The sequence below is a fragment of the Rhizobium sp. 2MFCol3.1 genome, from assembly GCF_000377565.1.
GTDB lineage: Bacteria > Pseudomonadota > Alphaproteobacteria > Rhizobiales > Rhizobiaceae > Rhizobium.
Genome location: NZ_KB898356.1, coordinates 196,988 through 222,108, shown reverse-complemented (window position 1 = coordinate 222,108; position 25,121 = coordinate 196,988). Strand labels below are relative to the sequence as shown.

The following is a 25,121-nucleotide window of genomic DNA, read 5'->3' as shown; positions in this document are numbered from 1 at the left end:
GGCCTCCGCTACGCTCGGCCACCCTCTCCCCGAGGGGAGAGGAGGATCGTCCACGTTGCGGCTCCTTCCCTTCTCCCCCACGGGGAGAAGGTGGCCCGAAGGGTCGGATGAGGGGGCTACACCCTCTCGATCACAGTCGCGGTGCCCATGCCGGCGCCGATGCAGAGCGTGACCAGCGCGGTGTTGAGATCGCGGCGTTCCAGCTCGTCCAGCACAGTGCCGAGGATCATCGCGCCGGTGGCGCCGAGCGGGTGGCCCATGGCGATCGCGCCGCCGTTGACGTTGATCTTGTCGTGGTCGATGTCGAAGGCCTGCATGTAGCGCAGCACGACGGCGGCGAAGGCTTCGTTGAGCTCGAAGAGATCGATATCGGCGAGCGCCATGCCCGAACGCTTCAAGAGCTTTTCGGTGACGTCGACGGGGCCGGTCAGCATCAGGGCCGGGTCGGAGCCGATATTGGCGAAGGCCTTGATACGGCCGCGCGGTTTCAGCCCCATGCTCTCGCCGCCGGCCTTCGAGCCGAGCAGCACAGCGGCGGCGCCATCGACGATGCCCGACGAATTGCCGGCGTGGTGGACATAGTTGATCCGCTCGATCTCCGGATGCGCCTGGATGCCGACAGCCTCGAAGCCGCCCATCTCGCCGGGCATCTGGAAGGATGGATTGAGCGAGGCCAGCGCCTGCATGTCGGTGCCGGGGCGCATGTGCTCGTCGCGGTCGAGGATCACGAGGCCGTTCTGGTCCTTCACCGGGATGACGGAGTTCTTGAAGTAACCCTTCTCCCAGGAATTGGCGGCGCGCTTCTGGCTTTCGACGGCATAGGCGTCGACGTCGTCGCGGCTGAAGCCGTATTTGGTGGCGATGAGATCGGCTGAGACGCCCTGCGGCATAAAATAAGCCGGGAAGTTGACCGACGGGTCCATGAACCACGCGCCGCCCGACATGCCGAGACCGACGCGCGACATGCTCTCGACGCCACCGGCGATGACGATGTCATCGGCGCCCTGCGCGATCTTGGCGGCGGCGAAATTGACGGCGTCGAGGCCGGACGCGCAAAAACGGGAGATCTGCATGCCCGGCGCCTTGATGGAATAGCCCGCCTCGAAGGCGGCACCGCGCGGAATGACCGCGCCCGCTTCCATGACAGGATCGACGCAGCCCATGATGATGTCATCGACCGTTTCGGTATTCAGCCCATTGCGGTCGCGCAGCGCTTCCAGCGTTTTCGCCGCAAGGCGCACCGACGGCACCTCGTGCAGCGAGCCATCCTTCTTGCCGCGGCCGCGCGGCGTGCGGACGTGATCGTAAATGAAAACTTCGGTCATCCTGTCTCGTCTCCCTGGCGGCTGTTGGCCGCGAACCTCAAAACGCCTCGGCGCTCAATGCCATCATCGTTTCCGCTCCGGTCTCGATGCGCGCCTTGCGCAGCGTCGTTTCCGGCATGATCCGCTCCATGAAGAAGCGGGCGGTGATCAGCTTGTTGCGCAGGAAAGCCTCGCGATCTGTCTCTCCCGCGGCCAGTCCGTCGTTTGCGGCCTTGGCCATTTTCGCCCACATATAGCCGAGAATGACGAGGCCGAAGAGATGCATGTAGTCGGTCGAGCCGGCGCCGGCATTGTCGGGCTTTGCCATCGCATGCTGCATGAACCACATGGTCGACGCCTGCACGTCGTTCAAGCCCTTCTTAAGGTTCTTGGTGAAGAAGGACATCTGCTCGTCGCTGCGGTTTTCCTCGCAGAAATCGCCGATCTCCTTGAACAGCGCCATGACCGCGCGGCCGCCATTCTGGCCGAGCTTGCGGCCGACGAGATCGAGCGCCTGGATGCCGTTTGCACCCTCGTAGATCATGGCGATACGGGCATCGCGGACATACTGGCTCATGCCCTGCTCTTCGATATAGCCGTGACCGCCGAAGACCTGCTGGGCCATGACCGCATGGTCGAAGCCCTTGTCGGTCATCACGCCCTTCAGGATCGGGGTGACGAGACCGAGAATATCGTCGGCGGTCTGCCGTTCCTTCTCATCCGTCGCGCGGTGGGCGATGTCAGATTTCAGCGCGGTCCATAGCAGGAAGGCGCGGCCGGCTTCGTTAAACGAGCGGATGGTCATCAGCGCGCGGCGGACATCGGGATGAACGATGATCGGATCGGCCTTTTTCTCCGGCGCTTTCGCGCCAGAGAGCGCCCGACCCTGGATGCGCTCGCGGGCATATTCGGCGGCATTCTGATAGGCGATCTCGGCGATCGCCAGCCCCTGCAGGCCGACGCTGAGGCGAGCCTCGTTCATCATCACGAACATGGCAGCCAAGCCCTTGTTCTCGGCGCCGATCAGGAAGCCGGTTGCCTCGTCGTAGTTCATGACGCAGGTAGCATTGCCATGGATGCCCATCTTGTGCTCGAGCGCGCCGCAGGAGACGCCATTGCGCTCTCCGGCCGCACCATCGGCACCGACCATGAACTTGGGCACGATGAAGAGCGATATGCCCTTGGTGCCCTCGGGCGCACCCTCGATGCGGGCGAGAACGAGGTGGACGATGTTGCCGGACATGTCGTGTTCGCCGGCGGAAATGAAGATCTTCTGGCCGGAGATCTTGTAGCTGCCATCGGCCTGCGGGACCGCCTTGGTGCGCAGCAGCCCGAGATCGGTGCCGCAATGCGGCTCGGTCAGGTTCATGGTGCCGGACCATTCGCCGGAGACCATCTTCGGCAGATAGGTCTGCTTCTGCTCATCGGAGCCGTGGACAATAATGGCGGCGATGGCGCCCTGGGTCAGACCCGGATACATCATCAGCGACATGTTGGCGGCCGACGTGTATTCGCCGACAGCGGCGTGCAGCGTGTAGGGAAGCCCCTGGCCACCAAACTCCTCCGGCACGGCAAGACCCGTCCAGCCGCCCTCGCAATAGGCGTCATAGGCCTGCTTGAAGCCCTTCGGCGTTTTAACCGAGCCGCCTTCCTTGCGCGTGCAGCCTTCCTGGTCGCCGGAATAGTTCAGCGGGAAAAGCACTTCCTCAGCCACCTTGGCGGATTCGCCGAGGATCGCCTCGATCATGTCGGGCGTGGCGTCGGCGAAGCCTGGCAGGTTGTTGTAGCGCTCCAGACCCAGCACATCGTTCAGCACGAAAAGCGTGTCGGTTACCGGGGCCTTGTAGACTGGCATCGTTCGAATTCCTCCAATTCGTCAGCCGGGCGGACCGGCCTATGCAACTGTCTTACAAAATATTGACGTTTGCGTAAACGTCAAATTTTATTGCATCGCAAATTTGTGAGCCGGGAGGGCCGCCACAAGAGGCCTGTGCGCCACGGGAACCGCCGCAGGAACACACTGTAAGGGTGCTATCTTTCGCACACAGCTGTGTGTACATGTCTAAAATCTGATCCAAACGGATGCCGCATGACCTCCACCGCCGCTTTCTTCCGCTCCAGCCTGATCATGCTTGCCGTGGGTGTCCTCATCCTGCTCGGCATCGTCGGCTCGTCGCTCTGGCTTGTCCAGGCGAACCGCGAATATTCCGACGAGACGGCATCGCTGCGCCGCGTGCGCAGCGCCATCGTCGGCGTTCTGACAACCGTGCAGGACGCGGAGACAGGCCAGCGCGGCTATCTGCTCGCAAACGACATCGTTTACCTCGCGCCCTATACATCAGCGCTGGAGAACCTGCCGAAGCGCCGCCAGACCTTGGCCGATAACGTCAAATCACTGCCGAGCTATGCGATGCAGCTCGACGCGCTGAACGAAGCGATCGACGGCAAGATGAACGAGCTCGCCAAGACAGTTGCGTTGACGAACGAAGGCAAGACGGCGGAAGCGGTGGCGATCGTTCGCGACGATGCCGGCCTCGTCTACATGGACAAGATCCGCGCGATCATCGGCGACTTCCTTGACCTGACCGACAACCGCCTGCGGGTTATCGTGGAGAAGCAGCTTTCAGCGGCCAATACCCTGCAGCTGGTGACGATCGGAGGCGCGGTCGCCATTCTGGTGGTTCTGGGTGGCGCGATCCTGATCATCGTGCAGCACGTGCGCGACCTGTCGCTCGCCACCAAGGAAGTGGAACTCTTGAACGTCGGGCTCGAGGCCCGCGTCGACGAGCGCACCGAGGACCTGATGCGCGCCAACCAGGAAATCCAGCGCTTCGCCTATATCGTCACCCACGATCTGAGGGCACCGCTGGTCAACATCATGGGCTTCCTCAGCGAGCTCGACACGGCGATGAAGTCGGTCTCGACCTATGTGCTCGCCGATAACAAGACGCTGAGCGAGCAGGATATCCAGGATGCGCGGCTGGCGGTCGAGGAAGACTTGCCGGAAGCGCTCGGTTTCATCCGCTCGTCCACCCGCAAGATGGATGCGCTGATCAACGCGATCCTGAAGATTTCGCGTGACGGGCGCCGCAAGCTGCAGCCTGAGAGAATTGACCTGAAGGCGATGATCGACACCGTCGCCGCCAACGTTCACCATCAGCTGGTGGAGACGGGCGGGACGACGGAAACCCGCGTTCGCATCGGCAACATCGTCAACGACCGCTTCTCGCTGGACCAGATCTTCGGCAACCTGTTCGACAATGCGGTGAAGTATCAAATGCCGGGACGGCCGCTTAAAATCGATGTGGACGCCTATCCCGACGGGCCCGGGCGTGTCAGGATCGACGTGAAGGACAATGGTCGCGGCATCGCCAGCAACGACCTCGAACGGGTTTTCGAGCTGTTTCGCCGGGCCGGCGATCAGGATCAGCGCGGCGAAGGTATCGGCCTTGCGCATGTGCGTTCGTTAATCCGAAATTTGGGCGGAGACATTACGGTCACATCCGAACTCGGGAAGGGCAGCACGTTCATTCTGACGCTGCCCGCGGACCTCACCAAAATCGTACGGAGTATGGAACTATGAAAGCGACCGGTCAGGAAGTCACGATCGTGATGATCGAGGATGACGAGGGCCATGCCCGTCTCATCGAAAAGAACGTGCGCCGCGCCGGCGTCAACAACGAGATCGTGCCGTTCACGCTCGGCAAGGGCGCGCTCGACTATATTCTCGGACCGGATCGCGACGGGCTGGTCAGCAAGGATCGCTATCTGCTGATCCTGCTCGATCTCAACCTGCCTGACATGTCCGGCCTCGACATTCTGGAAAAGATCAAGACCAACGAATACACGCGCCGCATGCCCGTCGTCGTCCTGACCACGACCGACGACGAGCGCGAGATCCAGAAGTGCTACGATCTGGGCGCCAACGTCTATATTACCAAGCCGGTGGACTATGACGGCTTCTCCACCGCGATCCGCAATCTCGGTCTGTTCTTCTCCGTCATCCAAGTCCCCTAACGAGTAGCCAAAATCTGTGCGCATCCTTTATGTCGATGATGATCCGGCCCTAGCCCGCCTCGCAACGCGGGTGCTTGCGCGCAGTGATTTCACGGTCGTCCATGCTCCGTCCATCGAGATCGGGCTTGAGCTTTTCGCGGCCGAGACCTTCGAGGCCGTGGTTCTCGACCACTATTTCGAGAACCAGACGGGCCTGAATTTTCTCGAGGCGATCGCCGAGATCGGCAAGCCGACGCCGGTGCTCTACGTCACCGGATCGAGCGACGCCGACGTCGCCATCCGGGCGCTGAAGGGCGGAGCGGCGGATTACGTCGTGAAGACGGCGACGGATGACTTCTTTCCGCTGCTGATCAGCGCGCTCAACCAGGCGATGGAGAACTCGCGGCTGCGCAGCGAAAAGGAAGAGGCCGACCGGCAGCTCGTCGTTGCCAAGGAACGCGCCGAACTGCTGCTGGCGGAGATGAACCACCGCATCGCCAACAGTCTGTCGCTGGTTTCGGCGATGATCCGCATGCAGATGCAGATCGCCGGCAGCGAAGAGACGAAGACGGCGCTCAACGAGACGCAGAACCGCATCACGGCGATCGCCGGCGTGCACCGCAGCCTCTACACCTCGGAGATCATCGGTGAGGTCGAGCTCGACGTCTATCTCGGGCCGCTGCTGGCCGAACTGCATGGCAGCAGCACGATCGCCCGCGGCATCACGCTGAAATCGCAGCTATGTCGGATTTCGACCACGGCCGACAAGGCGGTCGCGCTGGGTGTGATCCTGATCGAGCTCGTCACCAACGCCACGAAATACGCGTATACGGCTGGCACCGGCGAGGTGCGCGTCGTGCTTGAAGCCACCGACGATGGCTTCGCGGTGCTTTCCGTCGAGGACGATGGGATCGGCTATGATCGCAGCGTCGGCCCGAAGGGAACTGGCCTCGGGACACGGCTGATCAATGCCATGGGCACGACGCTCGGCGCCGAGATCAGCTACGGGCGCGACGGTAAGGCGGCGGGCACCTATGTCGCCGTGCGCTGGCAGCAGTAAGACATTCCAATCTTGAAACAGCCTGCGGCCGGCCGTCATTGAGACGCGCCGCAGGTATCGTTTGCTTCCTGCCGAAGACGCGCTAAACTTCGTTGGCTAACCGACGAAAAAGCTTAGGAGGAGCGATTTCATGAGACGGATGTGGCCCGAAGAGTTCAACTTCGTTCTGGACAACGCAGAAGAAGTAACACTCGATCTTCCCGCGATAGAACATGAGGACGGCTCGCGCAGCGAGGCAATCAGCCGGCAGGCGTTGAAAGTCCGCATTCCGATGGAGGATTACGAGCGCATCTGGCCGCTGGCGGAAGCGCGCTATCGGCTCGACGGCAGAAACCTCGGCAAGGCGGTGACGCTGATCACCACCAATCCGCATTACCACGCCTGGCACCCCGCCGATGGCGGCTCGGTCGACAACGTGACCGAAGGCGGACGCCATTTCACCACCAAATATGTCGTCGTGCACTTCCTGCTCGACGATGTCAGGGAAACGGCGGCGGCCTGAGCCGCCACCCTTCTCCACTCGCGGCGATCAGGCCGCGTCCAGCGCCTGGGTCAGATCGGCAATGAGATCGTCTGGATGCTCAATGCCGATCGACAGGCGAATGGTGGAATCCAGAACGCCGATCCTTTGACGCACATCGGCGGGAACGCCGGAGTGCGTCATCGTCGCCGGATGGCTGGCGAGCGATTCCGTGCCGCCCAGGCTGACGGCGAGCTTGAAAATCTGCAGCGCGTTGAGGAACTTGAACGAGGCCGGCTGGCCGCCTTCGATATCGAAGGAGAAGGTCGATCCGGCACCAGTGCACTGCGCGGCAAAGGTGCGGCCGAGCGGCGATGACGGCTCGTGATACGGAAGATAGTGGATCTTCTTGACCTTCGGATGCGCGCGCAGGAAGTCGGCCACCGCGAGTGCGTTGTTGTTGGCGCGCTCCATGCGGATTTGCAGCGTTTCGAGCGAGCGGCCGAGCATCCAGCAGGAGTGCGGATCGAGCTGCGTGCCGATCGCGCCTCTCAGTGCCTTGACCTGCTTCATCACTGCCTTGCTGCCCAACGCCGCGCCTGCGATCAGGTCGGAGTGGCCACCCACATATTTGGTCAGCGAATAGAGCGAGATATCGGCGCCGTGTTCGATCGGGCGCTGGAACACCGGGCCGAGCAGCGTGTTGTCGCAGGCGACGATCGGCGTGTGGCCCTGCTTTCGACCGATCTCATCGGCAATCCGGCGCATCATCGCGACATCGACGAGGCTGTTGGTCGGGTTCGCCGGCGTTTCCACCAGGATCATAGACACGCGGCCCTTGGCCATCGCCTGTTCGGCTGCGGCGCGCACCGAGTTCTCGTCGACACCATCGGCAAAGCCGACGGCCGCGACGCCGAGATTGAGGAAGGTCTTGGCAAGCAGGGTTTCGGTGCCGCCATAAAGCGGCTGCGAGTGCAGGACCGCATCCCCCGGTCGCACGAAGGCGAGCAGCGTCGTGGCGATGGCGGACATACCGGACGAGAACAGCGCGCAGCTTTCCGTGCGCTCGTAGACGGCGAGGCGGTCCTCGACGATCTCGCTGTTCGGATGATTGAAGCGCGAATAGACGAGGCCGGCGCCCTGCCCTGCCGGCGGCTCGCGACGGCCGGAGACATAATCGAAGAAATCGCGGCCATCCTCGGCGGACTTGAACACGAAGGTGGAGGTCAGGAACACCGGCGGCTTGACCGCGCCCTCCGACAGTTCGGGATCGTAGCCATAGTTCAGCATCTGGGCTTCGGGATGCAGGGCGTGATTGCCGATATGGGTCTTGGAGGGATGCGGCGCGGTCATGGTCGTCTCCTGCTTCAAAGATGGATTGATGGCGGCAAATTATATCGAAATGCGCTTGATGTTATTGCTATTTGGAGCGCGGCTGCGATGTTGGAAGCAACATCATGCGAGAACGGGGGAGATTTCGTGCAGAAAGTTGCGGATGAGATGGACCGGCGGATTCTCAAAGAGCTGGCCGGCGACGCACGGCTTGCCAATAACGAACTCGCCGAACGCGTCGGCCTCTCCGCCTCCGCCTGCCTGCGTCGCCTGCGGCGGCTGGAGGAGGCCGAGATCATTCAGGGATATACGGCGCTGATCGATCCCGCCGTCAACGGCTGGACGATGACGGCGCTGGCCTCGATCCGCCTCAGCCGGCAGCACGAAGACGAGATCCAGATGTTCGAGAACGCCGTGCGCGAGTGGGACGAGGTGCTGGAATGTCATCTCGTCACCGGATCGCGCGACTACGTGCTGAAGGTGATGAGCTCCGGGCTCGACGATTACGAGCGCTTCATCAAGGAGAAGATCGCGCGGCTGAAATGCGTCGACACGATCGAGACGAGCTTCGTGATGAACACAATCAAGGCGCGCCGGATCTGACGTTTCGCGTCGCCCTGCCGCTCGGCAGGCACCTCGCGGCAGCAGCGTTATCCACTTGCGCCCGCTTGTACATTAGAAGGCCGATTTCGGCACGAAATCCGTCTCGACAGCCACAAAAGTTAAAAAATCGCCACACCGGTTAACGGGTTGTTTACCACGTTCCGTGAAAGGTGACGTTTGAGCATTGGTGTCCTGCATTCCTTCTTTCAAGTCTCGCGTTTTATGGGATGCGCGCCACACGTACAGCTTGAGGAAAGCCTAATTGACTATCCTCTCATGGACGATGCTCTCTGATCCGCATTCGTTGCGGCTCTGACGGAAAAGCCAATGATCCGCCCTGACGAGGGTGCGAACAGATAAGCGAGCAAGAAGATGAACGGATCGCGATCACATTCTCCCCGGCCTTCCGACAGGGCGTCGCTTGACGCGCTGAACCGTACGATCGAGGGATTGGAAGCACGGATCGAAGGCCTGATCGGCAGCGGAGTGCGCGAGCAGCGCAATCGCCAGCCGGCGCCCGAGCGCGAACCCGCCCCCGCCACCTACACGCCGCGCGCGCCCTACGCCGCCGCCGAGCCGCGTCCCGATCCGCTCGCCGAGATCCGCCAGCGCCAGCGCATGCTCGACGCCAGCCGCGAACGCGCCGCCCGTGAAACCACCACCTACGCACCCCGCGAACAGGCGACGGCCTATGCGGCCCAGCCGGCACCTGCACACACGCCAGCGCCGCAGCCGCGCGCGGCCGTTCAGCAGCCACAAGCTCCCGCCGCCAATCCGCGTGGGCCCGAAGACACGATGACGGAAATCGCCCAGGCGCTCGTCAGCCTGCGCCAGGATCTGAAGCGCGACATTTCCGAGGGCGTCGCCCGGGAAATGGACGCACTGCGCGGCGAACTGCGCGAGATCAAGGCAACCGCCGCCGATCGTCCCTTCGCCGAAGACATTCATGCCGACATGAGCCGGCTTGCCGACAGCATCAACCATCTTGCCGCTCGCTCCGAAACGTCGGAGGCCCACGGCCTGCGCGGCGAATTCGAAGACCTGCGCTCGCTGATGGACGGGCTGGCGCGCGAGGATTCGCTGCGCCACATGGACCAGCGCTGGGATGGCTTCGAAAACCAGCTGCACGCGCTCGACACATCCGGCCTGCAGGAAGAGCTGGTGGCGCTTGCCTACCGCCTCGACGACATCAAGCGCCATATCGGCGGCATGGGCGAGAGCCCGGCCGTCAAGGCGCTCGAAGACAAGCTCATCTCCATCGCAACGGCGATGGAGCAGTTCGGCAGCATGATCCAGCCGCATGACCGGGCGATGTCCGAGCAGTTCGCATCGATGGACAGCCGTCTCGACGAGATCAGCCGCGCGATCGCCGCGACCGGCCGCGCCGCGACATCGGGCGATCCCGCTGCCATGCACCGCCTTGAGGGACGGTTGAGCGGCCTTGCCGACCAGATCGAGCTGATGGGCCAGAGCGTCGCAAGCCGCGCCAATCCGGCCGATGGGCTTGCCGAACGTCTGGAAGCGCTGACGGCTCGCGTCGAGGAAGTCGCCAATGCCGAGGCGACGTCGCGCCTCGACGAACGGCTCGAACATCTGGCCTTCCTGCTCGAAAAGAGCCAGCGGGCCGCACCGCAGCCGGAGCTGACCGGCGCGCTCGCCGATATCTCGCGCAAGATCGACGCACTTGAGAATGGCGCCGTCAATGACGCCCTGGCGCAGCGCCTCGACTATCTCGCCCGCCGCATCGACGAGATGGAATTCCAGCCGCAGCAGGCGATGCAGACCCCGGTCGACGACGCCGCATTCCTCCGCATCGAAGACCGGCTGAGCGATATCGCGGCCCGTCTGGACGAGAGCTCGGCGGCACCGGCGACCGACGCCAACGCGCTGCGCAATCTGGAAGACCAGATCGCCAATCTTTCCGCGCTGATGAGCGAGCCGCGCCCGAGCACCGAGATCGCCATCGATTTCGACCGCCGCATGGGCGCGATCGAAGATTACATGGCGACCAGCGACGAATATATCGTTGAAGCCGCCCGCCAGGCCGCCGAAGCGGTCGTCGAGGCCTATTCGCGCAACGGCGCCCTGCAGGGCGGTGGTGCCGGCGTCGACATGTCGGCGCTCAATGCGCTCGCCGCCGATCTTCGCCATCTCGAGGATCTGAGCCGCAGCGGCGAGGAGCGCACGCACAAGACCTTCCAGGCGCTGCACGAGACGCTGGTGCACATCGCCGACCGGCTCGACGACATGGAAAGCCGCACGGCCCGTCCGCCGGCACGGATGCCGACCGCCGACGTCGATTTCAACGTCGATCCTTACGCAATGGCTGATGCCGGCGCCGAGGAAGCCGAGAAGCCCGCCGTGTTCGGCACGCGCGTACCGGAAGCGGTGCGCAAGGCCGAGCCCGCGCCTGAGCCGGCGGCACCGGCAATCGCCGCATCCGAAACCAGCGCCATTGCCATCGAGGCCGCCAGCAAGCCTGCCGCGGCCGCCGCAAAGGGAAGCCTGCTCGTCAGCCTCGGCAAGCGCCTGCTGCCGTCGAAGAAGGCCAAGACCGGCGAACGCGCCGTCATCGACCCGTCGCCATCGATCGATCCTGTCGACGTGATGCCGCCGGAAGCCGCCAACGAGCCACTGGAGCCGGGCTCCGGTGCGCCTGACGTCAAGAAGATCCTGGAGCGCGTGCGCGCCAGCCAGAATGCGGCCCGCACCAACCCGAAGCCCGCAAGCGATACGGATCGCGCCGACTATATCGCGGCTGCCCGCCGCGCGGCACAGGCTGCAGCGCTCGAAGTCGATCCCAGCGGCAAGGCCGGGGCGGTGAAGGGCGAGAAGAAGGCGAAGAGCAAGGATGCGGCCAAGGACTCAGGCAAGGGCAGCGCATTCTCGCGTTTCCGCCGTCCGATCCTGCTTGCCGTCGGCGCCGTGCTTCTGGCGATCATGGCATTTCCGCTGGCCCGCACGCTGACATCGGGCGCGCCCGCGCCGACCGCCGAAGTGGCAGCGATCACCGATGGGCAGAACGCAACGCTGCCCGCAGACAGCGAAACCGCGCCCGAAACGTCCGCACCCGTAGCTGCGGCGCCTGAGGCACCCGCTGTCTCGACGCCAGCCCCGCCCGTGACGGCCAATGTCGCACCTGCGCCAACCGAGCCTGCCGCACCCGAGCGGCTGACCGAAGCCGCACCGCTTGGCGGCAATGGCGCGCTCGCACCTTCGGGCGCACCGCAGGATACGTCCGCCTTCACCGCAAACAACACGGCTCCGGCGGCAACCGAGACGGCTCCGGCCGCAGCGGCACCCGAGATCGCCGTCCCTGACACGATCCAGCCGAAGTCGCTTGCGGATGCCGCGAAATCCGGCGATGCGCTGGCGCTGTTTGAAATCGGCGCGCGCTACAGCGATGGACGTGCCGGCGTGACAGCCGACCCGAACCAGGCGCTCAACTGGTACCAGATGGCGGCCGACAAGGGCTTTGCGCCGGCGCAGTACCGCCTCGGCAGCATGTATGAGAAGGGCACCGGCGTTGCTCGCGACGCCAACAAGGCCAAGCAGTTCTACGAACAGGCCGCCAACCAGGGCAACGCCAACGCGATGCACAATCTTGCCGTGCTCTACGCTTCCGGCGCGCTTGGACAGCAGGATTACTCGGCAGCGGCCAACTGGTTCACCAAGGCCGCCAACCTCGGGATCACCGACAGCCAGTTCAACCTGGCGATCCTCTGCGCCCGTGGCAACGGCGTGCCGCAGGACCTGACGGAATCCTACAAGTGGTTCGCGATCGCGGCCAAGGGCGGCGACAAGGACGCTTCGCAGAAGCGTGACGAAGTCGCCAACGCCATGAAGCCTGATCAGCTCGAAAAGGCCCGCGCCAAGGCGGATCTCTGGAAGGCCGAGCCGCTCGACAACAAGTCGAACGGCATCGAGGTTCCTGACGAATGGGCCGGTACCGCCACCAAAACTTCGAGCGTCGACATGAAGCGGGCGATCCGCAACATTCAGGCGATCCTGAACAATAACGGTTTCGACGCCGGTCAGCCGGATGGCGAACTGGGCACCAAGACGGTTGCCGCGATCAAGAGCTTCCAGAAGTCGATCGGCCAGGAGCCGAGCGGCAAGATCAACGACGCGACCGTCAAGGCGCTGCTGGAACGCAACAAGGCGCCATCGACCAAGGCCTGATCGAGCGAAGGCTCACAAAAATCCCCCGCAAACCGGCGTTTGCGGGGGATTTTTGTTTGATGAAGGCGGTGCTTGCTAGTGGCCTCGCCGGAAGCGCGCTCAGTCCGGCATGATCAGCGAGCGATGCGCGGCGACGCCGGCCATGACGCCTGCAGCCGACGCCATGGTCGCATTGGCCATCGCGACGGCGGCATCGCCTGCGGCATAGACGCCCTTGACCGTGGTCTGCTGAAAATTGTCGACGCGGATGAAGGGGCCGGTGGGACCGGCCTCCAGCGCGCAGCCGAGTTGTTCGGCAAGCGGGCTCGTCAGATGCGTCTTCGGCGCGACGAACAGGCCGCCAAGCGGTAGGACGCGGCCATCCTCGAGACGAACGGCTTCCAGGTCGGTCCCCTCTCCCAGCAATTCGACGACCGGGCTGCGGACAATCACGACGCCGCGCGCATCGAGCAAGGCCGCCTGCTCTGGATCGGGCTCCCATTGGCCTTGCGTAAAATAGGTGGTCGGTCCCCAATCCGGGATCATCTGCGCCTGATGCACCGACATCGGATTGCCGGCGAGCACGCCGAGCGGCCGGTCGGCGACTTCGTAGCCATGGCAATAGGGGCAATGGATCACCGTCTTGCCCCAGCGCTGCTGCAGCCCCTCGATATCGGGCAGCTCGTCGCGGACACCGGTGGCGAGTACGATGCGGGCGGCGCGCTGCGTGGTGCCGTCGGCGAGCGTGAGGGCGAAGAGGTCCCCTTCCCTGCCGATCTCGGTTGCCTCGCCCTGCAGCTGCGTCACCGTCTTGTAAAGGCCGAGCTGGCGGGATGCCTCGGCGATGATCGCCGCTGGCGCCTTGCCGTCCTGGCCGAGGAAGCCGTGAGAGGCTTCAGCGAAGCGGTTGCGCGGCTTGTGCCCATCGATCACCAGCACCTTCCGGCGCGCGCGGGCAAGCTGCATGGCAGCGGACTGGCCGGCGAAGCTGCCGCCGACAATGATCACATCGTAGGTCATGACGCTCTCCTATCTCTCGCATCTTCATATGTTACATAAGAGCTTGCCGTCAAGATACGTAACCTATCTTGTTACAGATGAGCTCTGACGCTAGATTGATCGCAACAGGAGTAAGCGAATGAGACGCGACAGCCGCCTTTCGCGCATGCTGCACGTGCTGATCCATATGGACCGGCACTACAAGCGCGCGACATCGGAAACGATATCGAAAATGCTCGGCACCAATGCAGTGGTCGTGAGGCGCACCATGGCGGGGCTGCGCGACTTTGGCTATGTCCGCTCCGAACAGGGGCATGGCGGCGGCTGGGAATTGGCGCGCGATCTCGACCAGATCACGCTCCTCGACATCTATGAGGCGATCGGCAAGCCACCTCTCTTTGCGATCGGCCCTTCGGTCGATCAGCCGGAGTGCCTCGTGGAACAGGCCGTCGATGCCAAGCTCGGCGACGCGCTGAAGGAGGCAGAGGCGCTTCTGCTGGAACGCTTCCGCACTGTCACCATCGCCGACATCGCCGCCGATTTCGACCGGCGCATGCCCGAAGGACAGTGCAACATCCACGGTAACATTCACGCGGAACAATCGGCATCCGGCTGAATTTACGCGAAAGGCACGGATCTTTTGCCGAAGCTGGCCGACAGCACTTGATCCATTGCCGACCGATCCTTTAAGCCTTGGCGACGCCGGGGAGAGGCTTCGCGCAGCGCAGGGATAATTGCATCATGGAAATATTCACATCCGCCGGCTTGCTGGCGCTTCTGCAGGTCATTGTCATCGACCTGGTTCTGGCCGGCGACAATGCCGTCGTTATCGGGCTCGCGGCGGCGGGTCTTGCCCCCGACCAGCGCAAGAAGGCCATTCTGGTTGGTATTCTCGCCGCCACCGTGCTGCGCATCGCGCTTGCCAGCGTCACCGTGCAATTGCTCGAGATCATCGGCCTGCTTCTGGCAGGTGGCATCCTGCTGCTATGGGTCTGCTGGAAGATGTGGCGGGAAATCCGCGCCAATAATGCCCAGGACGGCGAAGGCGAGCATGCCGAGGGCGCGCAGGTGCCGCGCAAGACCTTTTTCCAGGCTGCCACGCAGATCGTCATCGCCGACGTGTCGATGTCGCTCGACAACGTGCTTGCCGTGGCGGGCGCCGCCCGCGAGCATCCGACCGTGCTGGTCATCGGCCTGATCCTGTCGATCGCGATGATGGGTATCGCCGCGAATTTCATCGCGCGCCTGCTCAACCGCTATCACTGGATCGCCTATATCGGCCTGGCGATCATCGTCTATGTCGCCCTGCACATGATCTACCGCGGCGGCCTGGAAGTCTGGCCGCATGTCGCGGCCGCAACCGGCGGCTGACCTCGAACGGACGGCCCCATCAGGGGCCGTTGACCAGCTTCAGGATGAGCGCCTGCACATTGCCGCCGTCGCTCATCTCCACCCGGTCGAAATCGCGACCGCGCTGGCGCTGCCTGCCGGATATCTCGCCGAGCCTTTCTGTGAGATTGGCGCGGATCTTGCGGCAATCGGGATCGTCGGGCGCGGAAAAGCCGAGGCTCAGTGTCTCGATCTCATGCACCATGTCGATGATGGTGTCGCCATGCACCCGCTCATGCGTGCGGATCGCCTCGATGAAGCTGTTCCAGCTGGCCTGAACGGATGGCGATAGCTTGGCGGACGGTTTGGGCAGCGTGTAGATGATCGTCAGCTTCGGCTTGGCGACCGTCAGCTTGCAGGCATTATCCGGCTGCCGCTCGTATTTGCGCGTCCATGTCAGCTTGAACGTGGTGTGGGCGATCACCCTAGACTGGCCGCCGCCTTCGGGGCCGCGCTCGCCGATCGAGCCGTAGAGTTCGGCACCGGTCGTGCCCGATATGGCGTAGTTGCGCACCTCCTCAGTCGGCTTCCACTGCGCAAGCGCCGCGACCGGCATCGATGCGAGCAGCGCCCCCAGCGTCAACATTCGAATGGCTGATCCCACATCGTTCCCCGTGCTTTGTTCCGCGCGGCCAATCTAGGGAGCCGCCGACGACCGTTCAATCGCACTGCCGGGCGTTTGCCTGCTTCCGCAGGCGAGTGTGCCGTGATTGTCACAAAACCTGAAAAAAGCCTGATTAATCAGAATTCTTCGCGTATTGAGGAGACGCGGTGTCGCTGATCGAAAGCCTATCGCAACGATTTCAAGCTACGGTGTCTCATTCGCATAAAACGTGGGGAACGCAACGGCCCGTCGGGTCGTCCGCAAATCGGGGTCGGCTGTGACAATCTATCTGCCCATCGCAGAATTGTCGGTGAACATTTTCATCATCCTCGGCATGGGTGCGGCCGTCGGCTTCCTGTCCGGCATGTTCGGCGTGGGCGGCGGCTTTCTGATCACGCCACTCCTCATCTTCTACAACATTCCGCCCGTCGTCGCTGTCGCCACCGGCGCAAACCAGGTCGTCGCCTCGTCGATCTCGGGCGCGCTGACCCACTTCAGGCGCGGGACGCTGGACGTGAAGCTCGGTTCGGTGCTTCTGGCGGGTGGCCTCGCGGGTGCCACTGTCGGCATCTGGGTGTTTTCGCTGCTGCGCCGGCTTGGCCAGCTCGATCTGATCATCTCCCTGATGTACGTGCTTTTCCTCGGCACGGTCGGCGGTCTGATGCTGCTTGAAAGCGTCAACGCGATGCGGCGCGCATCGAAGAACATTCCGGCCGCACCACGCCGGCCAGGGCACCACCACTGGGTTCACCGCCTGCCGCTGAAGATGCGATTCAAGAAATCGAAGATCTTCCTCAGCGTCATCCCGATCGTGGCACTCGGCTTCGGCATCGGCATCCTGACGTCGGTCATGGGCGTCGGCGGCGGCTTCATCATGGTGCCGGCGATGATCTATCTGCTGCGCATCCCGACCAACGTCGTTGTCGGGACGTCGCTGTTTCAGATCATCTTCGTCACCGCCTATACGACTGTCGTGCAGGCCGCGACCAACTTCTCGGTCGACATCGTGCTGGCCTTCATCCTGATGATCGCGGGCGTTATCGGCGCGCAGTACGGCGTTCGCGTCGGGCAGAAGCTGCGCGGCGAGCAGCTGCGCGCGCTGCTTGGGCTGCTCGTTCTCGCCGTCGGCCTTCGCCTTGCCGTGGCGCTGGTGGTCACGCCGAGCGATATCTATTCGGTCGTGATGGGTGCCAACTGATGCGTCACCTGCTCAGGACCCTGCTTGTCTCCCTCATGCTGCTGCCGATGGCGGCCGGCGCGCAGACGCTGCTGCCCGGCCAGGCGCCGCAGCCGGTTGCAGAGGGGCTGGAGATCGGCACCTCCACCAGCGAAATCGCCATCACCTCCGACTTTCACGGCGCGGATCTGACGATCTTCGGCGCCTTGACCAACACCGACAGCCTGCTGCTCGCGATCGGCCAATATGATGTGGTCGTGGTGCTGGAAGGCCCGCGCGACAACGCCACGGTGCGCAAGAAAGAGCGCGTGTTCGGCATCTGGATCAACACGCATTCGATGACCTTCGAGACTGTGCCGCATTCCTATTCGATGTCGAGCTCGCGCATGCTCGACGATGTGACGACGCCGCTCGATCTCACCGATCGCGGCATCGGCATCGACCATATTCCGCTGACGCCGATGGGCTTTCTTGGCAATGCCAGCAATGTCGGCGAGTTCCGCGCCGCCTATCGCCGACTGCAGGAGCGCAGCGGCCTCTATGTCCGCGATCCGAGCGGCGTGCGCTTCGTCAGCTCCAACCTGTTCAAGGCCAGCCTGCGGCTGCCCGCCAACATTCCGAACGGCGTGCATACGGTTCGCGCCTATCTGTTCAAGAGCGGCAAGTTCGTGACCGAGAAATCGGCCCCCTTGCGGGTGATCAAAACCGGCATCGAGCAGACGATCACCGATGCTGCGCACGAGCAGCCGATCATCTACGGCCTGTTTGCCGTGTTCCTGGCCGTCGTGACCGGCTGGGGCGCCAGCGTCGTGTTCCGCAAGGAGTGATCGATCGCGGCGTCGGCTGGATGGGCCTGCCCCGGTCTCGCCACGAGATGATCACGGCATCGTCATTGTCTAAAAACCGACCATTAACGTTTACCAGTTAGTAATCTCTCGGACGTCGAGAGGTTTAGTCATGCGTATCCGTACTCTCCTTGCCGTCGTGGTGCTGGTTGTTATCGCCGGCTGCGCGACTGCTCCCAAACAGACCCGAAACATCTGCGCGGTGTTCGACCAGCGCGACGGGATGTTCACCAGCTGGCAGCGCTCGGCGGAGAAGGCCGAGAAGAAATACGGCGTGCCGGTGCCGATCCTGATGGCGACGATGTATACGGAGTCGGGCTTCCAGCCGAATGCGCGACCGCCCCGCACCAAGCTTTTCGGCTTCATACCGTGGAAGCGGCAGTCTACAGCCTACGGCTATTCGCAGGCCCTCAATGGAACCTGGGATCACTACCAATCGGCAACCGGAAACTGGAGCGCGCGGCGCACCAACTTTTCCGACGCGATCGACTTCATCGGCTGGTATCACTGGCAGAACAGCCAGACGACGGGCATCCAGCTCAACGACGCCTACAGCCTCTACCTCGCCTATTATTCCGGTCCGAAGGGATACATGCGCGGCGACTGGCGCTCGAACGCGCAGTTGCAGAAAACGGCGCAGCGTTTCGCGGGGATGGCGGCGACCTATCAGCAGCAACTGCAGGGTGGCTGCAGCTGATTTGAATGAAGACGGGCCGGCGGTAGCGCCGCCAGCCCGGTCTAAAGTGCGCGATGCGATCAGGCGGCCTTGGCCGGCTTGTCGATCGGGTGCTGGGCGCGGAAGCCGACAGCCAGGCGGTTCCAGACATTGATGGCGCCGATCGCAACCGTGATGTTCATCATCTCGGCTTCGCTGAAATGGGCCTTGAGCGCCTCATAATCGGCATCGGGCGCGCCCGTCTGGGCGACCTTGGTGACGGCATCGACCCAACCGAGCAGCGCGCGCTCGCGTTCGTCATAGACGGGCGATTCATGCCAGACGCACATGAGGTTGATCCACTGCTCGCTCAACCCGTCGTGGCGGGCTTCCTTGACGTGCATGTCGACGCAATAGGCGCAGCCGTTGATCTGCGACGCGCGCAGCTTGATCAGGTGGATGAAGCGGCGTTCAAGGCCGGACTTCTGGACATAATCCTCAAGCGCCAGCACGGCCTTGTAGGCATCCGGTGCGGCCTTGGCGAAATTGAAACGCGGTTGCATGGCACTTTCTCCTTTGATGGCTCAGCGAGCCGTTCGACGTTCATGCAGTTCCAGGAACGCGCAGCTTCTGGCTGCGATCGTCCCGTCGTCGATCTCCGCCAGTTCGGCGCCGAGATCGGCAATGGTGGTCTTGGCAAGCTCAGCGCGATACACGCGCTCGGCCTTCAGCATCGCCGCCGAGATGTTGCAGGGCTTCAAAAAGAAACGATCCGGCGCCGGGTTCGGCCCGCGCTGGCGGATCTCGTTGCAGCGGAAGGCGGGCGCAGGTCCCTCGACGGCCAGCACGATGTCGAGCAGCGTGATCTTCTCCGCCGGCCTTGCGAGGCGATAGCCACCCTTCGGACCGGGCACGGTGTGAAGGATGCCGGCGCCCGACAGCGCCTGCAGATGCTTCAGAAGATAGCTTGTCGAAACCCCGTGAAACTCCGCGAGTGCTGCAGCCGACAGTACGCCACCCGCGGACAAACCCGAAAGCATTGCCACGCTGTGAATGGCCTGTTCGACACCGTCGCCGAGTTTCATGCGATCAACTCCTCAATTCATGGATAAAATATATCCATGATTATGACGCCTGTCAATCTTCTTTCCGAGACGCCGCGATTGCGCGCGGGGCGGTAGACTTTCGGCTTATTCAGCAAAGACTTGTGAAGCGATTGGGATCAGCTAAGGTTGCAGTGTCAAAACACTCCAAAAGGGAACATCAATGAAAAAGACGATCTTGCTGACGGCCGCGGCGCTTCTGGCCACGGCACATCTGGCCTCCGCCGAAGACACCATCCGGATCGCCACCGAGGGCGCCTATCCTCCCTTCAACTACGTGGAATCGGATGGCAGCCTGAAGGGGCTCGATGTCGATATGGCCAAGGCGTTGTGCGAAGAAATGAAGGCCAAGTGCACGATCGTCGCCCAGGATTGGGACGGCATCATCCCCGGCCTGCTCGCCAAGAAATACGACGCGATCATCGCCTCGATGAGCATCACCGAGGAGCGCAAGCAGCAGATCGACTTCACCAACAAATACTACACAACGCCACTTGCCGTCACCGTGCCCAAGGACAGCCCGATCAAGGGCGTTACTGTCGAGGACATGAAGGGCAAGGTGGTCGGCGCGCAGGCATCTACGACGCAGGCAAACTACACTAGCGACGTCTACGCCAAGGGCGGCGCCGAGGCGAAGCTTTATCCGACGCAGGACGAGGCCGTGGCCGACCTGCAGAACGGCCGCACCGACGCGGTGGTCTCCGACAAGTTCGTGGTCGTCGACTGGCTGAACAAGGCCGGCAAGGATTGCTGCAAGCTGCTCGGCGATATCCCGGGAAGCGAGACGCAAGCCGGTATCGGCATCCGCCAGGGTGAGACGGAACTGAAGGAACGCTTCAACAAGGCGATCGACGCGCTGGTTGCCAACGGCACCTACCAGAAGATCACCAAGCAGTACTTCCCCTTCGATATCTACTGACCTGATGATAGCAGGATCGGCCGGTTGATGCGTGCCAGCCATGGCGCAAAGTCATCCGGCCAATCCGCCGACGCCTTGCCGCTTCGCCCCATGCCGAAGCCGTGGCCGCCATCTTGCAATTGATGCAGCTCCACAGGCACGCCGGCTTTCAGGCAGGCCTGCTGCATGATGACGGTGTTTTCAGGATCGGAGATCGGATCGTCCTTTGCCTGCACCAGAAACATTGGCGGGCATCGGGCCTCCACATGATCATCCACCGACCATTCGGCGCTAAGAGCCGCGCTCGGATGTTTGCCGACCAGCATTCGTCGGGTCCAGGTGTTGTCGTAGGGCGGCTTCAGCGTGATGACGGGATAGATGAGCGCCGCGAAATCCGGTCGCGCCGATTGCTTGTCCGCTTGATCGACTTCTCGATAGGAAGCGAATGCAGAGCGGGTCGCCGCAAGGCCGAGCAGGTGGCCGCCAGCCGAAAAGCCCAGCACGCCGAGATGGCCAGGATCGATGCCGAAGTGCGCGGCATTGGCCCGGATCATCCGGATCGCTCGCTGCGCGTCCTGCAACGGCGCCAACGGACCGGCCGCCCAACCCTCTCCGGGCAATCGATAGGACAGCACAAAGGCGGTGATGCCGTGACTGTTCAGCCAGCGCGCCGCGGGCCGCGCCTCGTTGCGCATCGAGATCCGCCGGTATCCACCACCGCCGGCGATCAGCACGGCAATGCCATTTGGTTTCGCCGGTGCGTAAACCGCGATGTCGGGCATGGCGATGTTGCTGATCGCGCCTCTGGCATTTTCGACGATCGCGCCGGATGGGCCGCCTCCACCCGGCGGCTCTCCTTGCCACAGCGGCAGGATTTCGCTCGGCGCATCCGCCGGGTTATCGGTGGCCTGGGCTCCGCCCGGCAGCAACATGTTCGGCATCACGGTTGCGGCGCTCAGGGCGGTCAGCACGGATCGGCGCGTCAGCATCTGTCGTTCCATCGGTTTGCCTTGATTGCTGCAAGGCGCACCAGCAATGCGGCGGAATTACCGGCCGCTTCGACGATCGCCTGATGGGACGCCTTCTCATCGGCGCGGTTTGAACTACATTCAGGCGGTGGACCAGATCGATAGCGAGCGCCTGATATCCCTGCCTGCCCCCTTTACCCGCTGGTTCGCGGAGAAGGGCTGGCAGCCGCGCAGGCATCAGCTGGAGCTTCTGGCGCGCGCAGAGGCCGGTGAAAGCACGCTCCTGATCGCGCCCACCGGTGCCGGCAAGACATTGGCCGGCTTTTTGCCGTCGCTCACCGATCTCACCCGTCGCGGCAAGATACCACCCGGTTCGGCCTTCACCGGCATCCACACGCTCTATGTCTCGCCGCTGAAGGCGCTGGCCGTCGATATCGAGCGCAATCTGATGAAGCCGGTGCTGGAGATGGGGCTTCCCGTTACCGTCGAGAACCGCACCGGCGACACCCCCGTTTCGAAGCGCCAACGCCAGAAGCTCAGCCCGCCCGACATCCTCTTGACGACGCCGGAGCAGGTGGCGCTTCTGCTTGCCAATGGCGAGGCCGAGCGCTTCTTCAAGGACCTGAGATACATCATCTTCGACGAACTGCATTCGCTGGTCACCTCGAAGCGCGGGCACATGCTGTCGCTGGGGCTGGCGCGGCTGCGGCGGCTTGCGCCGAAGCTGCAGACGATTGGACTTTCGGCCACTGTCGCCGAGCCGCTGGAGCTGCAGAAGTGGCTGGTGGCGCAGCCGGAAGGTGACGAACGGCATGCCGGGATCGTCACGGTGGAAGGTGGGGCCAAGCCCGATATCTCGATCCTTTCCACGGAAGAGCGCATTCCCTGGTCCGGGCATTCGGCGAAATACGCGATCCCTGATGTCTACAAGCAGCTGCTCGAGCACCAGACGACGCTGCTCTTCGTCAACACCCGCAGCCAGGCGGAGATGCTGTTTCAGGAGCTCTGGACCGCCAACGAGGACAATCTGCCGATTGCGCTGCATCACGGCTCGCTCGATGTCGGTCAGCGGCGCAAGGTGGAGGCGGCGATGGCGGCGAACCGGCTGCGCGCCGTGGTCGCCACCTCGACGCTCGATCTCGGTATCGACTGGGGCGACGTCGATCTCGTCATCCATGTCGGCGCGCCGAAGGGGGCCTCGCGGCTGGCGCAGCGCATCGGCCGCGCCAACCACCGGATGGACGAGCCATCGAAAGCGATCCTGGTTCCCGCCAACCGCTTCGAGGTTATGGAGTGCCAGGCAGCACTCGACGCCAACTATATCGGCGCGCAGGACACGCCGCCGGTCGGACGCGGCGCGCTCGACGTGCTCGCCCAGCATGTTCTCGGCATGGCCTGCGCCGAGCCATTCGACATGCTGGAGCTCTACGACGAGATCATCAGCGCCTCGCCCTATGCGGATCTTTCCTGGGAGACCTTCGAGCGGATCGTGGATTTCGTCGCCACCGGCGGCTATGCGCTGCGCACCTATGAGCGCTATGCCCGTATCCGCAAGACGAAGGAGGGGCGCTGGCGCGTCTCCAACCCGCAGGTGGCGCAGCAATACAGGTTGAACCTCGGCACCATCGTCGAGAGCCCGATGCTGAACCTGAAGATGGTGAAGCGCGGCGAAGGCGGCCGCATCGGGCGCGGCGGGGCGACGCTCGGCAAGATGGAGGAATATTTCTTCGAGCAGCTTTCGCCCGGCGACACCTTCATCTTCTCCGGCAAGGTGCTGCGCTTCGAGGGGATACGCGAGAACGAGGCGCTGGCGAGCCAGGCCTATTCCAACGATCCGAAGATTCCGTCCTATGCCGGGGGCAAGTTTCCGCTCTCCACCTATCTCGCCGATCAGGTGCGCTCGATGCTCGACGATCCCGACCGCTGGCACCGGCTGCCCGACCAGGTGCGCGACTGGCTGGCGATCCAGAAGGAGAAGTCGATCCTGCCGAAGCGTGACGAGCTGCTGATCGAGACCTTCCCGCGCGGCAGCCGCTGCTACATGGTGGCCTATCCGTTCGAGGGGCGGCTGGCGCACCAGACGCTCGGCATGCTTTTGACCCGCCGGCTGGAACGCGCTGGCGCCAAGCCGCTCGGCTTCGTCGCCACGGACTATTCGCTCGGCATCTGGGGGCTGGAAGATATGGGCCGGATGATCTCGACCGGCCGGCTCAGCCTCGCCGAACTCTTTGACGAGGACATGCTGGGCGACGATCTCGAAAGCTGGCTCGACGAATCCTTCCTTTTGAAGCGCACCTTCCGCAATTGCGCCGTGATTGCAGGCTTGATCGAGCGCCGGCACCCGGGCAAGGAAAAGAGCGGCCGGCAGGTGACGGTTTCGGCCGATCTGATCTACGACGTGCTCCGAACCCACGAGCCCGACCATATCCTGCTGCAGGCGACGCGGCAGGATGCGGCGACCGGGCTTTTGGACATCGGCCGTCTTGGCGATATGCTGAAGCGAATCAAGGGGCACATCACCCACCGCCCGCTGGAGCATATCTCGCCGCTCGCCGTGCCCGTGATGCTGGAGATCGGCAAGGAGCATGTGCATGGCGAGGCGCAGGATGTTCTGCTGGCGGAGGCCGCGGACGATCTGATTGCCGAGGCTTTGGAATAAAGTCCCCTCCCCAACCCCTCCCCACAAGGGGGAGGGGCTTACCCGCCCCACCGCCGAGGTCATGATCGAGGCAGAGCGGCGCCACAAGTTTTCTCCCCCCTTGTGGGGGAGATGCCCGGCAGGGCAGAGAGGGCCTTTTTGGCCTTCCTCCCCGCCTAGATACTGGAAAGAAACGAACGTGATGAACCGGCTGGCGCTGGCGCGGGAATTGAACGGGATTGCGGCGATGCCGGGCGTGGAAACGTCCGTGCATGGCGTCGCGGCCGTCTGCGATCCGCTGGGCGGGCTCTATCTGCCCGACACCAGTGTTCTTGTCGTCTCCGACCTGCATCTGGAAAAGGGTGCTGCCTTTGCCCGGCGCGGCATGATGCTGCCGCCTTATGATACGCTGGCAACGCTGACGGTGCTCTCCGCCGTCATCACCCGCTACGATCCGAAGCTGGTGATTTCGCTCGGCGACAATTTTCACGACCGGATCGGCTCGGCGCATATGCCGGAGACATTCCGCACGCTGATTGCTGATATGGCGCGCGGCCGAGAGTGGATCTGGATCAACGGCAACCACGATCCCGATGGCACCGTCGATCTGCCCGGTGCCTGCGCCGACGAACTGCAATATGGTGGCCTTACCTTCCGGCACGAGCCGAAGGAAGGGTTGCAGAGCGGCGAGATCGCGGGGCACCTGCATCCTTCCGCCACCGTGCGCCGGCGCGAGAAATCCATCCGCCGACCGTGCTTTGCGACCGATGGCGCAAGGCTGCTGATGCCGGCTTTCGGGGTGATGAGCGGCGGGCTCGACCTGCGCCATAAGGCGATGAAGGGGCTGTTCGACCAGCCGTCGCTGATCGCGCACTTACTCGGACGCGACCGGATTTATTCGGTGCGGTTCGGCAATCTGCTCGGCTAAC

The 25,121-nt window shown here is 63.2% G+C and carries 22 protein-coding genes; 14 read left to right on the top strand and 8 right to left on the bottom strand.

Annotated elements, in window-relative coordinates:
- Nucleotides 1–116: 116 nt before the first annotated feature.
- Both D460_RS0109730 and D460_RS0109725 read right to left on the bottom strand, forming a co-directional pair.
- Entirely contained in the window at nt 117–1,325 is a 1,209-nt protein-coding gene (locus D460_RS0109730; protein ID WP_018898354.1) for an acetyl-CoA C-acetyltransferase, read from the bottom strand.
- Nucleotides 1,326–1,362: 37 nt separating this feature from the next.
- Nucleotides 1,363–3,159 carry an acyl-CoA dehydrogenase C-terminal domain-containing protein gene (locus D460_RS0109725; RefSeq protein WP_018898353.1) on the bottom strand — a complete coding sequence of 599 codons (1,797 nt, stop codon included), beginning with the start codon at nt 3,157–3,159 and terminating at the stop codon, nt 1,363–1,365.
- Between the two features lie 234 nt (nt 3,160–3,393).
- Here D460_RS0109725 and D460_RS0109720 point away from each other — a divergent pair, with 234 nt between their 5' ends.
- From D460_RS0109720 to D460_RS0109705, 4 genes are all read left to right on the top strand, one after another.
- Nucleotides 3,394–4,887, top strand: coding sequence for a CHASE3 domain-containing protein (locus D460_RS0109720; protein ID WP_018898352.1), 1,494 nt, complete (start codon nt 3,394–3,396; stop codon nt 4,885–4,887).
- Nucleotides 4,884–5,321 carry a response regulator gene (locus D460_RS0109715; protein WP_018898351.1) on the top strand — a complete coding sequence of 146 codons (438 nt, stop codon included), beginning with the start codon at nt 4,884–4,886 and terminating at the stop codon, nt 5,319–5,321. The genes D460_RS0109720 and D460_RS0109715 overlap by 4 nt, the downstream gene beginning before the upstream one ends.
- A gap of 16 nt (nt 5,322–5,337) precedes the next feature.
- On the top strand, nt 5,338–6,360 hold the full coding sequence (locus D460_RS0109710; protein ID WP_018898350.1) for a histidine kinase dimerization/phosphoacceptor domain -containing protein: 1,023 nt from the start codon (nt 5,338–5,340) through the stop codon (nt 6,358–6,360).
- A gap of 130 nt (nt 6,361–6,490) precedes the next feature.
- The gene (locus D460_RS0109705) at nt 6,491–6,862 is read left to right on the top strand and encodes a hypothetical protein (protein WP_081619891.1); all 372 of its coding nucleotides are present in this window, start codon (nt 6,491–6,493) and stop codon (nt 6,860–6,862) included.
- A 27-nt stretch (nt 6,863–6,889) separates the two neighbouring features.
- On the opposite strand, the gene D460_RS0109700 is transcribed toward D460_RS0109705, so the two are convergent.
- Entirely contained in the window at nt 6,890–8,173 is a 1,284-nt protein-coding gene (locus D460_RS0109700; protein WP_018898348.1) for a cystathionine gamma-synthase family protein, read from the bottom strand.
- Between the two features lie 147 nt (nt 8,174–8,320).
- Between D460_RS0109700 and D460_RS0109695 the strand changes: the two genes are divergently transcribed.
- The gene (locus D460_RS0109695; RefSeq protein ID WP_018898347.1) at nt 8,321–8,755 is read left to right on the top strand and encodes an Lrp/AsnC family transcriptional regulator; all 435 of its coding nucleotides are present in this window, start codon (nt 8,321–8,323) and stop codon (nt 8,753–8,755) included.
- A 372-nt stretch (nt 8,756–9,127) separates the two neighbouring features.
- On the top strand, nt 9,128–12,937 hold the full coding sequence (locus D460_RS0109690; protein WP_026282978.1) for a peptidoglycan-binding protein: 3,810 nt from the start codon (nt 9,128–9,130) through the stop codon (nt 12,935–12,937).
- A 99-nt stretch (nt 12,938–13,036) separates the two neighbouring features.
- Here the strand turns inward: D460_RS0109690 and D460_RS0109685 are convergent, their stop codons facing one another.
- Nucleotides 13,037–13,936: an NAD(P)/FAD-dependent oxidoreductase gene (locus D460_RS0109685; RefSeq protein ID WP_018898345.1), complete on the bottom strand. Its 900-nt coding sequence runs from the start codon at nt 13,934–13,936 to the stop codon at nt 13,037–13,039.
- Between the two features lie 118 nt (nt 13,937–14,054).
- Between D460_RS0109685 and D460_RS0109680 the strand changes: the two genes are divergently transcribed.
- Together D460_RS0109680 and D460_RS0109675 are read left to right on the top strand one after the other, a co-directional pair.
- Nucleotides 14,055–14,531: an Rrf2 family transcriptional regulator gene (locus D460_RS0109680; protein ID WP_018898344.1), complete on the top strand. Its 477-nt coding sequence runs from the start codon at nt 14,055–14,057 to the stop codon at nt 14,529–14,531.
- A gap of 125 nt (nt 14,532–14,656) precedes the next feature.
- On the top strand, nt 14,657–15,286 hold the full coding sequence (locus D460_RS0109675; protein WP_018898343.1) for a TerC family protein: 630 nt from the start codon (nt 14,657–14,659) through the stop codon (nt 15,284–15,286).
- 19 nt (nt 15,287–15,305) lie between these two features.
- Here D460_RS0109675 and D460_RS0109670 read toward each other — a convergent pair whose 3' ends face one another.
- Nucleotides 15,306–15,890, bottom strand: a complete 585-nt coding sequence (locus D460_RS0109670) for a DUF922 domain-containing protein (protein ID WP_018898342.1) — start codon at nt 15,888–15,890, stop codon at nt 15,306–15,308.
- A gap of 295 nt (nt 15,891–16,185) precedes the next feature.
- On the opposite strand from D460_RS0109670, the gene D460_RS0109665 reads away from it, so the two are divergent.
- The 3 genes from D460_RS0109665 (at nt 16,186) to D460_RS0109655 (ending at nt 18,627) form a co-directional block, all read left to right on the top strand.
- Nucleotides 16,186–17,106: a sulfite exporter TauE/SafE family protein gene (locus tag D460_RS0109665; protein WP_018898341.1), complete on the top strand. Its 921-nt coding sequence runs from the start codon at nt 16,186–16,188 to the stop codon at nt 17,104–17,106.
- Nucleotides 17,106–17,912, top strand: coding sequence for a TIGR02186 family protein (locus D460_RS0109660; RefSeq protein WP_018898340.1), 807 nt, complete (start codon nt 17,106–17,108; stop codon nt 17,910–17,912). Before D460_RS0109665 ends, D460_RS0109660 begins: the two co-directional genes overlap by 1 nt.
- Before the next feature lie 130 nt (nt 17,913–18,042).
- Nucleotides 18,043–18,627 (top strand): transglycosylase SLT domain-containing protein, encoded by a 585-nt coding sequence (locus D460_RS0109655; protein ID WP_018898339.1) that lies wholly within the window; start codon nt 18,043–18,045, stop codon nt 18,625–18,627.
- A gap of 59 nt (nt 18,628–18,686) precedes the next feature.
- Here the strand turns inward: D460_RS0109655 and D460_RS0109650 are convergent, their stop codons facing one another.
- Both D460_RS0109650 and D460_RS0109645 read right to left on the bottom strand, forming a co-directional pair.
- Nucleotides 18,687–19,148 (bottom strand): carboxymuconolactone decarboxylase family protein, encoded by a 462-nt coding sequence (locus tag D460_RS0109650; protein WP_018898338.1) that lies wholly within the window; start codon nt 19,146–19,148, stop codon nt 18,687–18,689.
- Between the two features lie 21 nt (nt 19,149–19,169).
- Complete coding sequence (locus tag D460_RS0109645; protein WP_018898337.1) at nt 19,170–19,670, bottom strand: Rrf2 family transcriptional regulator; 501 nt, start codon at nt 19,668–19,670, stop codon at nt 19,170–19,172.
- A gap of 181 nt (nt 19,671–19,851) precedes the next feature.
- Between D460_RS0109645 and D460_RS0109640 the strand changes: the two genes are divergently transcribed.
- Nucleotides 19,852–20,607 carry an ABC transporter substrate-binding protein gene (locus D460_RS0109640; protein WP_018898336.1) on the top strand — a complete coding sequence of 252 codons (756 nt, stop codon included), beginning with the start codon at nt 19,852–19,854 and terminating at the stop codon, nt 20,605–20,607.
- On the opposite strand, the gene D460_RS0109635 is transcribed toward D460_RS0109640, so the two are convergent.
- A complete protein-coding gene (locus D460_RS0109635; protein WP_026282977.1) occupies nt 20,601–21,575 on the bottom strand; it encodes an alpha/beta hydrolase in 975 nt (324 codons plus the stop codon). The two genes, D460_RS0109640 and D460_RS0109635, sit on opposite strands and share 7 nt — an antisense overlap.
- A gap of 127 nt (nt 21,576–21,702) precedes the next feature.
- Between D460_RS0109635 and D460_RS0109630 the strand changes: the two genes are divergently transcribed.
- Nucleotides 21,703–24,213 (top strand): ligase-associated DNA damage response DEXH box helicase, encoded by a 2,511-nt coding sequence (locus D460_RS0109630; RefSeq protein WP_026282976.1) that lies wholly within the window; start codon nt 21,703–21,705, stop codon nt 24,211–24,213.
- 181 nt (nt 24,214–24,394) lie between these two features.
- Nucleotides 24,395–25,120: a ligase-associated DNA damage response endonuclease PdeM gene (gene pdeM / locus D460_RS0109625; protein WP_018898333.1), complete on the top strand. Its 726-nt coding sequence runs from the start codon at nt 24,395–24,397 to the stop codon at nt 25,118–25,120.
- The last annotated feature ends 1 nt before the right edge of the window (nt 25,121 follow it).

What these genes read in the sequence shown, in the direction of transcription:
- D460_RS0109705 (WP_081619891.1), top strand. Translation starts at nt 6,491, where the DNA reads ATGAGACGGATGTGGCCCGAAGAGTTCAACTTCGTTCTGGACAACGCA.
- D460_RS0109685 (WP_018898345.1), bottom strand. Translation starts at nt 13,936, where the DNA reads ATGACCTACGATGTGATCATTGTCGGCGGCAGCTTCGCCGGCCAGTCC.
- D460_RS0109720 (WP_018898352.1), top strand. Translation starts at nt 3,394, where the DNA reads ATGACCTCCACCGCCGCTTTCTTCCGCTCCAGCCTGATCATGCTTGCC.
- D460_RS0109725 (WP_018898353.1), bottom strand. Translation starts at nt 3,159, where the DNA reads ATGCCAGTCTACAAGGCCCCGGTAACCGACACGCTTTTCGTGCTGAAC.
- D460_RS0109645 (WP_018898337.1), bottom strand. Translation starts at nt 19,670, where the DNA reads ATGAAACTCGGCGACGGTGTCGAACAGGCCATTCACAGCGTGGCAATG.
- D460_RS0109655 (WP_018898339.1), top strand. Translation starts at nt 18,043, where the DNA reads ATGCGTATCCGTACTCTCCTTGCCGTCGTGGTGCTGGTTGTTATCGCC.
- D460_RS0109730 (WP_018898354.1), bottom strand. Translation starts at nt 1,325, where the DNA reads ATGACCGAAGTTTTCATTTACGATCACGTCCGCACGCCGCGCGGCCGC.
- D460_RS0109700 (WP_018898348.1), bottom strand. Translation starts at nt 8,173, where the DNA reads ATGACCGCGCCGCATCCCTCCAAGACCCATATCGGCAATCACGCCCTG.
- D460_RS0109715 (WP_018898351.1), top strand. Translation starts at nt 4,884, where the DNA reads ATGAAAGCGACCGGTCAGGAAGTCACGATCGTGATGATCGAGGATGAC.
- D460_RS0109695 (WP_018898347.1), top strand. Translation starts at nt 8,321, where the DNA reads ATGGACCGGCGGATTCTCAAAGAGCTGGCCGGCGACGCACGGCTTGCC.
- D460_RS0109670 (WP_018898342.1), bottom strand. Translation starts at nt 15,890, where the DNA reads ATGTTGACGCTGGGGGCGCTGCTCGCATCGATGCCGGTCGCGGCGCTT.
- D460_RS0109690 (WP_026282978.1), top strand. Translation starts at nt 9,128, where the DNA reads ATGAACGGATCGCGATCACATTCTCCCCGGCCTTCCGACAGGGCGTCG.
- D460_RS0109640 (WP_018898336.1), top strand. Translation starts at nt 19,852, where the DNA reads ATGAAAAAGACGATCTTGCTGACGGCCGCGGCGCTTCTGGCCACGGCA.
- D460_RS0109680 (WP_018898344.1), top strand. Translation starts at nt 14,055, where the DNA reads ATGAGACGCGACAGCCGCCTTTCGCGCATGCTGCACGTGCTGATCCAT.
- D460_RS0109650 (WP_018898338.1), bottom strand. Translation starts at nt 19,148, where the DNA reads ATGCAACCGCGTTTCAATTTCGCCAAGGCCGCACCGGATGCCTACAAG.
- pdeM (WP_018898333.1), top strand. Translation starts at nt 24,395, where the DNA reads ATGAACCGGCTGGCGCTGGCGCGGGAATTGAACGGGATTGCGGCGATG.
- D460_RS0109660 (WP_018898340.1), top strand. Translation starts at nt 17,106, where the DNA reads ATGCGTCACCTGCTCAGGACCCTGCTTGTCTCCCTCATGCTGCTGCCG.
- D460_RS0109635 (WP_026282977.1), bottom strand. Translation starts at nt 21,575, where the DNA reads ATGCTGACGCGCCGATCCGTGCTGACCGCCCTGAGCGCCGCAACCGTG.
- D460_RS0109675 (WP_018898343.1), top strand. Translation starts at nt 14,657, where the DNA reads ATGGAAATATTCACATCCGCCGGCTTGCTGGCGCTTCTGCAGGTCATT.